General features: G+C 68.6%; 5 protein-coding genes and 3 pseudogenes. 2 read left to right on the top strand and 6 right to left on the bottom strand.

What is annotated here, in order from left to right:
• The 3 genes and pseudogenes from ACIRU3_RS37000 to ACIRU3_RS36990 all read right to left on the bottom strand — a co-directional run.
• Window positions 1–312: pseudogene (locus tag ACIRU3_RS37000) on the bottom strand (hypothetical protein); the annotation flags it as partial.
• A 480-nt stretch (window positions 313–792) separates the two neighbouring features.
• Window positions 793–1112: pseudogene (locus ACIRU3_RS36995) on the bottom strand (IS701 family transposase); the annotation flags it as partial.
• Between the two features lie 441 nt (window positions 1113–1553).
• On the bottom strand, window positions 1554–2672 hold the full coding sequence (locus ACIRU3_RS36990) for a serine hydrolase domain-containing protein (protein WP_404066154.1): 1119 nt from the start codon (window positions 2670–2672) through the stop codon (window positions 1554–1556).
• A 183-nt stretch (window positions 2673–2855) separates the two neighbouring features.
• Here ACIRU3_RS36990 and ACIRU3_RS36985 point away from each other — a divergent pair, with 183 nt between their 5' ends.
• Window positions 2856–3515, top strand: a complete 660-nt coding sequence (locus ACIRU3_RS36985) for a TetR/AcrR family transcriptional regulator (protein WP_404066151.1) — start codon at window positions 2856–2858, stop codon at window positions 3513–3515.
• Between the two features lie 36 nt (window positions 3516–3551).
• Here the strand turns inward: ACIRU3_RS36985 and ACIRU3_RS36980 are convergent.
• The 3 genes and pseudogenes from ACIRU3_RS36980 to ACIRU3_RS36970 form a co-directional block, all read right to left on the bottom strand.
• Window positions 3552–3862 (bottom strand): annotated as a pseudogene (locus ACIRU3_RS36980) (transposase); the annotation flags it as partial.
• Between the two features lie 59 nt (window positions 3863–3921).
• A complete protein-coding gene (locus ACIRU3_RS36975; RefSeq protein WP_404066148.1) occupies window positions 3922–4320 on the bottom strand; it encodes a MarR family winged helix-turn-helix transcriptional regulator in 399 nt (132 codons plus the stop codon).
• Window positions 4321–4393: 73 nt separating this feature from the next.
• Window positions 4394–4744, bottom strand: coding sequence for a VOC family protein (locus ACIRU3_RS36970; protein ID WP_404066145.1), 351 nt, complete (start codon window positions 4742–4744; stop codon window positions 4394–4396).
• Between the two features lie 592 nt (window positions 4745–5336).
• Here ACIRU3_RS36970 and ACIRU3_RS36965 point away from each other — a divergent pair.
• A complete protein-coding gene (locus ACIRU3_RS36965; RefSeq protein ID WP_404066142.1) occupies window positions 5337–5777 on the top strand; it encodes a VOC family protein in 441 nt (146 codons plus the stop codon).
• Window positions 5778–6000: the final 223 nt, after the last annotated feature.

The raw sequence follows: 6000 nt of genomic DNA, 5'->3' as shown, positions 1-6000 counted from the left end.
ATATCCCCAGTAGTACATCGCGTAGCACTTCTGGCAGAAGCGCCAGTTGTTCTGAGCGGTCGATGTCGGGGGCACGTCGTGCGGGAGGACGAAGTTGAATCCCTGCGCGCTGTGCGAGCCGCCGGCAGGGCATACACCGTCTGTGGGATATCCCCAGTAGTACATCGCGTAGCACTTCTGGCAGAAGCGCCAGTTGTTCTGAGCGGTCGATGTCGGGGGCACGTCGTGCGGGAGGACGAAGTTGTACCCCTGCGCGCTGTGCGAGCCGCCGGCAGGGCAGACGCCGTCCGTGGGATATCCCCAGTAGTACATCGCGTAGCACTTCGTGCAGAAGCGCCAGTTGTTCTGGGTTGCCTGGACTCCGGCAGGTTGGGCGGACGCCGGGGTGGCAAGCGTGCCCGCAGCGGCCGAGACCGCTGCCAGGCCGACCGCCAGGCCCAGCCCCCGCGCCAGAAATGTGCGCCGAGCCGATAACTCTGTTTCAGGCACTTGAGTCGAATTCTCGGATCTTGCCAATGGATCCATCATGCACACTCCAGGTCCGCAGGGAATTCCATTCCGGACACGGTTTGCTTTTCGCATACATCACGAAAACCAGCACGATAGTCCCGTTGTGCACCTGTCGATGTCAAGGGGCCGAGACGCAGAAACGGCCTGCAAATACGGTGGTCGCGATTCCGGATGGCGGCGGTTTTCAGACGCGAGCCGCACGCAGTGAAGTAGTTTTCATCTGCAGTTGACGGATACCGACCGCCTTCTGATTCGTCATGCTCCAGCCGCAGTTCGTGATCTTCATGCCTGCGCGGCTTGTCGCCGGTAGTGGCCGGCCTGGGCTCGGGCCTGGTGGTGTCGGACCAGCTGAGGTGGTGGGTCACGTCGTGGACGGGGTGGACTACCAAGGTGATGAGCAGGCGCTGGATCTCCTTTCAGGCGAGCGGTATGAGCCCGTCGGGTGCGGGATGACGGGCGCGGACGACGGCGAGGAAGGTGTGGGAGAGCATGGCCAGGCTGACTCAGCGGGACCAGGAGGTGTACCGGCGAACCTGGTGCTCGTCCAGTCCGGCCAGTCCCTTTCCGGCCCGGACGATCCCAACATCTCGACGCCACTCGGTGAAGATGCGGTCCCAGGCTTCGAAGTGCGTGGAGTCGCTGGCCACGTCGGTGGTGCCCTGGCCCCGGACGGTTTCCTGACGGACGGTGAAGGCCGCGCTGGCGATCTCGGACCAGCGCGTCCAGCCGCCGCGTGCAGTCCTTCGCGATAGCGAGCTGTGCAGCGACCTCGGCGACGGCCCTGCCGTCGGCCTGATGCGGCGCGGAGCGGATGATCGTGTCGACCCGGGCCGCAGTGGGCGGCTCGACCAGGTCCACAAGAATCTGCCGCAGCAGCTCGGCCCGCACTTGTTCCTCGCGGCGCCCGTCGTGCCAGATCACGTCCACCAGATGCGAGACGACCTTGACCAGGTCGGTGGTGCACTCGTGCCATCCGGTCAGGTCCCGCAGCTCACTGCGGTGCCGCTTCGCGGCACGCATGGGCGCGACTCTCTTCCCGGCGGTCAGCCGTACATCGCCACGCGGTACAGGGCCGCGAGCGCGCCGTCGATGGGATGGGGCTGCGGCCTGCCCGAGGAGTCGAGCCTGTTCCACCTCTGCGTGTTCACCACGACCGCCATCTGCCGCTTGCCGTCGGCACGGGTCATGGCCAGCGCTCCACCACCCCAGACCGTGCCGCCATGACCCCAGAAGGTGTCCTGCCCCGGCTCCTCCATCGGGTGCAGCCCGAGGCCGTACTCGATCGTCTTTCCCTCCTGGGAGACGATTTGGACCGTGCGTCGCATCCGCGCCAGCGACGACGGGCTGACGATCTCCCCGGCCAGCAGCATGCCGTAGAAGCGGTTGAGGTCCGTGACGGTCGATATCAGCGAGGCCGAAGGACCTACCCATGACATGTCGAAGACGCTGTAGTCGCGCGGCGGGTCGATCATGCCGAACCACCCCTCGTAGAGCTGCGAGTGCGGCCCGTTGACGTACGGCCCGGTGGGGATCTCGGTGTCCTGGAGCCCGGCGCGCTCGATGACGTTCTCGGTGATGTACTGCTCGGCCGTGGTGCCGGTCGCCTGTTCCAGGAGTTCGACGAGGAGCAGGTAGTTGGTGTTGGAGTACAGCCCCAACGCACCACCCGGGGCGCCGACAGCAGGTGCGGCGACCCCCAGCTCGATCAGCTCGACGGGGTCGAACCGCGTGAACCGATGGTCGTCCAGGCTCTGGGGGCAGGTGTTCGCGAGGTCGGGGAACGCCTTGAGGGAGGGATAGGCGTACGGGAGGTACTCGGCGAGGCCGCTGGTGTGGTTGAGCAGCATCCGGACCGTGATCGCGTCACCCCGTTCTCCGGGAACCAGCCTCGGAAGGTACCGGCCGATCGGCGCGTCGAGAGCGATCTGACCGCTCTCGACCTGCTGCAGAACCGCAGCGGCGGTGAAGGTCTTGGTGATGCTGCCGACGCGGTGCCGCATGTCGGCGGTGACGGGGCGACCGGTGGCGGCATCGGCGACTCCGGCGGCGCCGCGCCAGACCTGGTCGCCGTCACGCACCTCGGCGAACAGACCCGGCACGCCGGCGCGGTGGACGTTTTCAATGGCGGCGTTCAGCTCCGCGGGATTCAGTGGGTTCCTCACAACATGCGTCCTTTCGCATTCCCTGGGCTGAGCCCCACCTCGGTCGCCCGGCCCGGGTAACAGGGCACGAGTGGCATGCCGGCCCGCCTGCTCCCGGGCTGGCACGCTCATCCCCACATTATGCACGCAGTGCGTGCAACACCAAGTGCATAGGTTAGGCTGAGACCCGGCGAGAGGAGTGAGATGACACGGCGAAAGCGCTGGTCGACCGAGGAGATCCTGGATGCGGCGACGGAGCTGCTACGCACGAGCGACGCCGAGTCGTTCAGCGTGCGCAAGCTCGCCGCTGCCCTCGGAACCGATTCCTCCAGCCTTTACCGGCACTTCCGCAGCAAGACGGAACTGCTGCGCGCGGTCGCCGACCGGATCCTCGCGGCCGCTATGGACGGCTACCGCCCCGAGGGCGACTGGAAGCAGCGCATCACCGCCCTGGCCCTGCGCGTGAGAGAGGCCTTCGGTCAGCAACCCCAGCTCGCCGCGGTCTGGGGACGCTATGCGTCAGGCGGCACCGGTTCCCGGCTGGTCATGGAAGAGCTGCTGCAGGCCCTGCGAGCGTCGGGACTGCCCGACGAGGAGATCCCGGCGCGCTACCACCGGATCGCGGTCCTCATCGCCTCGCTGATCGCCTCCGAGGCCGGGGTCAGCACCATCACCGCCGAAGAGTACGAGCAGGGCATGGAGCTGTTCCGTGTCGCGGTACTGGGCGCCGACCCCGGACGTTTCCCCGCCCTGGCCCACTTCGCGCGCGACGTCCGCCCCCTCGGGGTGGACCGCCGCGCCGCGTTCGAAGAGATCCTCGCCGCCCAGCTCGCCCACATCGAGGCCGCAATCGGTCCGAGTTAGCCGATCGGCTCGGGAGTGTCTGCACGCGATCGAATGGCGACAGGTGGGCCTGGGTTGGGGCTTTTCTCGGGTCCTGCAGGTGTCGTAGCAGGTGCGGGACGCGGGGTCGTGCAGGGCGGCGAAGGCCAAGAGGAACATGGCTCTCTTCAACTCCCGGTTCCGCCTCGGGGTGCGTGGCCGCCCTGGATCGAGGTTCCCGAGAACTTCGTTGTCGGGGCGGGTCCGGCGCAGGAGGTGAAGTGGACGGCGGTGGGGAAGCTGGTGCCGTCGCCGACGGTGGTCAGCAGCACCGGGGGCGTGGCCGCGTTCGAGGGACTGCTCGCCGACCGGGTGCGGGTGCCGATACCAAGCAGGACCTCGGCCCCGCCGCGGACGCGGCGAAGGATTCCGGGGCGGCCTGCGGACGCTAGCCGGCCCGTTCGGCGAGCATGCGCTCCAGCACGGCGCGCTGCAGCGGCAGTACCTCGGCGTACAGGTCGCGGCCCCTGGGGGTGAGCGCGACCCACACTCCGCGCCGGTCCTCCACGCACACGGAGCGCTCGACCAGGCCGTCCTTCTCCAGCCGGCCGATCAGCCGGGACAGCGCACTCTGGCTGAGATGGACCCGTCCGACGAGGTTCTGCACCCGGCACTGGTCGCCCTGCTCGGGCGATGCGGAGGCCAGGATGTCCAGTACCTCGAAGTCGCTCGCGCCCAGCCCGTGCGGGTGCAGGGCGCGGTCGATCTCGCACATCGTGTGCGCGTGCACGGTGAGGATGTCCCGCCACCGTTCCTCGAGCCGGGCATCGGCCGTCTTGACTGCCATACCCGCACCGTAGCACCGATCCGGCCAATCGTTGAGTGTGCAACTAGTGCGGGTGCAATGGCTCGTACCGTGCTCAGGCCGCGGTGTCCTGGAGGAGGCCCACGAGGTTCCCGTCGGCGTCCTTCACCGAGGCGATCAGCCGGCCGCCACCGACGTCCTGCGCGTCCTGCAGGAGTTCCGCGCCCGCCTCCAGCAGGGCCGCGAGCCGCTCGCGCAGATCGGTCACGTGCCAGTACGGCACGGGCCCGGTCATGCCCTTCGAGTGCCCGCTCGGGTCGAGGCCGACGTCCTGCCCGGCGGCCTTGAAGCCGACGTAGTAGGGCTCGTCCGCGTACGGCTCGACCTTCAGCAGCGCGGTGAACAGGGCCTTGGCCCGGTCCAGGTCCTTGACGGGGTAGATGATCGTCTGCAGGCCGGCGGTCATGGAACTCACTCCTTCGAGGTCGTGCACCGACGGGGTTCCGCCGGTACTCACACGCTAGGCGCGGCGGCCCGCGGGAGCTTCTCCGATCCTGACCGCTTGCTCGGCAGGCACCCCGGTCCCGGTGCTCACTCGCCGCGCAGCATCTCGGCGAAGCCAGGCGGTCGCGATTCGCCCGCCGGGCCGGGACGAGCGCGCCGAATACCGCGATCACGAGCCCTGCCCTCGCCGGTCCGGTCGGCACCGGCCATGCCCTGCCGTCGCCGCAGACCACCCGGCGTGCGAGGGAGCGGTACGCGGCCTGTCCACCACCGAACCGGCATCCGAGCCGACCCGCGGCCAAGTCCCACGTGGCCCGCGTCCTTCGCCAGGCCGGGCCTGCGCGACCACGCCAAGGCGGTCGTCCCCGTCCATGCGACCGGCCCGCCCGCAGGCCGACTCGCGGTGCACCAGCTCCGTGGAGGCGCCCCAGGGCGGGGCCGGAAGCGGGCCTCCGGAACTTCGCCCGTTCACGGGTGTCGAGAATGGGCCGCCGGCTCCGTCCTCGGTATACCGGTGGCTTCAAAGGGCCGCGCAACGCAGAGGGAGAACCGTCATGACGCTTCAGCGGATGGACAACGTCGGCATCGTTGTCGAAGACCTGGACGCCGCCGTCGCCTTCTTCACCGAACTGGGCATGGAGGTCGAAGGCAAGGCGCAGATCGAGGGCCTCTTCGCGGATCAGGCCGTCGGACTCGACGGAGTCCGCAGCGACATCGCGATGATGCTGACCCCGGACGGCCACGGCAAGCTGGAGCTCGCGCAGTACCACACCCCCGCGGCGATCGGCGACGGATCGCACAACCCGCCGCCGAACACGCTGGGCCTGCACCGGGTCATGTTCGCCGTCGACGACATCGACGACACCATCGCCCGCCTGCGCCTCCATGGCGCCGAACTGATCGGCGAGGTTGCGCGGTACAAGGACATCTACCGGCTCTGCTACCTCCGCGGCCCCTCAGGCATCATCCTCGCCCTGGCCGAGCAGATCAGCTGACGGCCCTTCGCGGCCGACCTGCGAGGTCTCTGCAAGAACTGGGTGCCCGGTGGCCCGCGCGTCACAAGCGGCGCAAAGGCGCACCCAGACCAGCGGGCCCGAGACGCAAAGAATCCGGCGCACCTCGAGGCGACCCCGGCCACTCCCACGTGCCCCTGAGAAGGGGATTGCCGCTGACTCCTCATTCCTGCGCGGGCGGCACGCCCTCTCACTGGCGTGCCCG

The sequence above is a fragment of the Streptomyces sp. NPDC101151 genome, assembly GCF_044768335.1.
Taxonomy (GTDB): domain Bacteria; phylum Actinomycetota; class Actinomycetes; order Streptomycetales; family Streptomycetaceae; genus Streptomyces.
Note: the sequence above shows the minus strand (reverse complement) of the source record. Positions and strands in the feature narration are given on the sequence as shown.

Coding starts and splice junctions, on each gene's coding strand:
- ACIRU3_RS36965 (WP_404066142.1), top strand. CDS start 5,337: ATGACGCTTCAGCGGATGGACAACGTCGGCATCGTTGTCGAAGACCTG.
- ACIRU3_RS36970 (WP_404066145.1), bottom strand. CDS start 4,744: ATGACCGCCGGCCTGCAGACGATCATCTACCCCGTCAAGGACCTGGAC.
- ACIRU3_RS36975 (WP_404066148.1), bottom strand. CDS start 4,320: ATGGCAGTCAAGACGGCCGATGCCCGGCTCGAGGAACGGTGGCGGGAC.
- ACIRU3_RS36985 (WP_404066151.1), top strand. CDS start 2,856: ATGACACGGCGAAAGCGCTGGTCGACCGAGGAGATCCTGGATGCGGCG.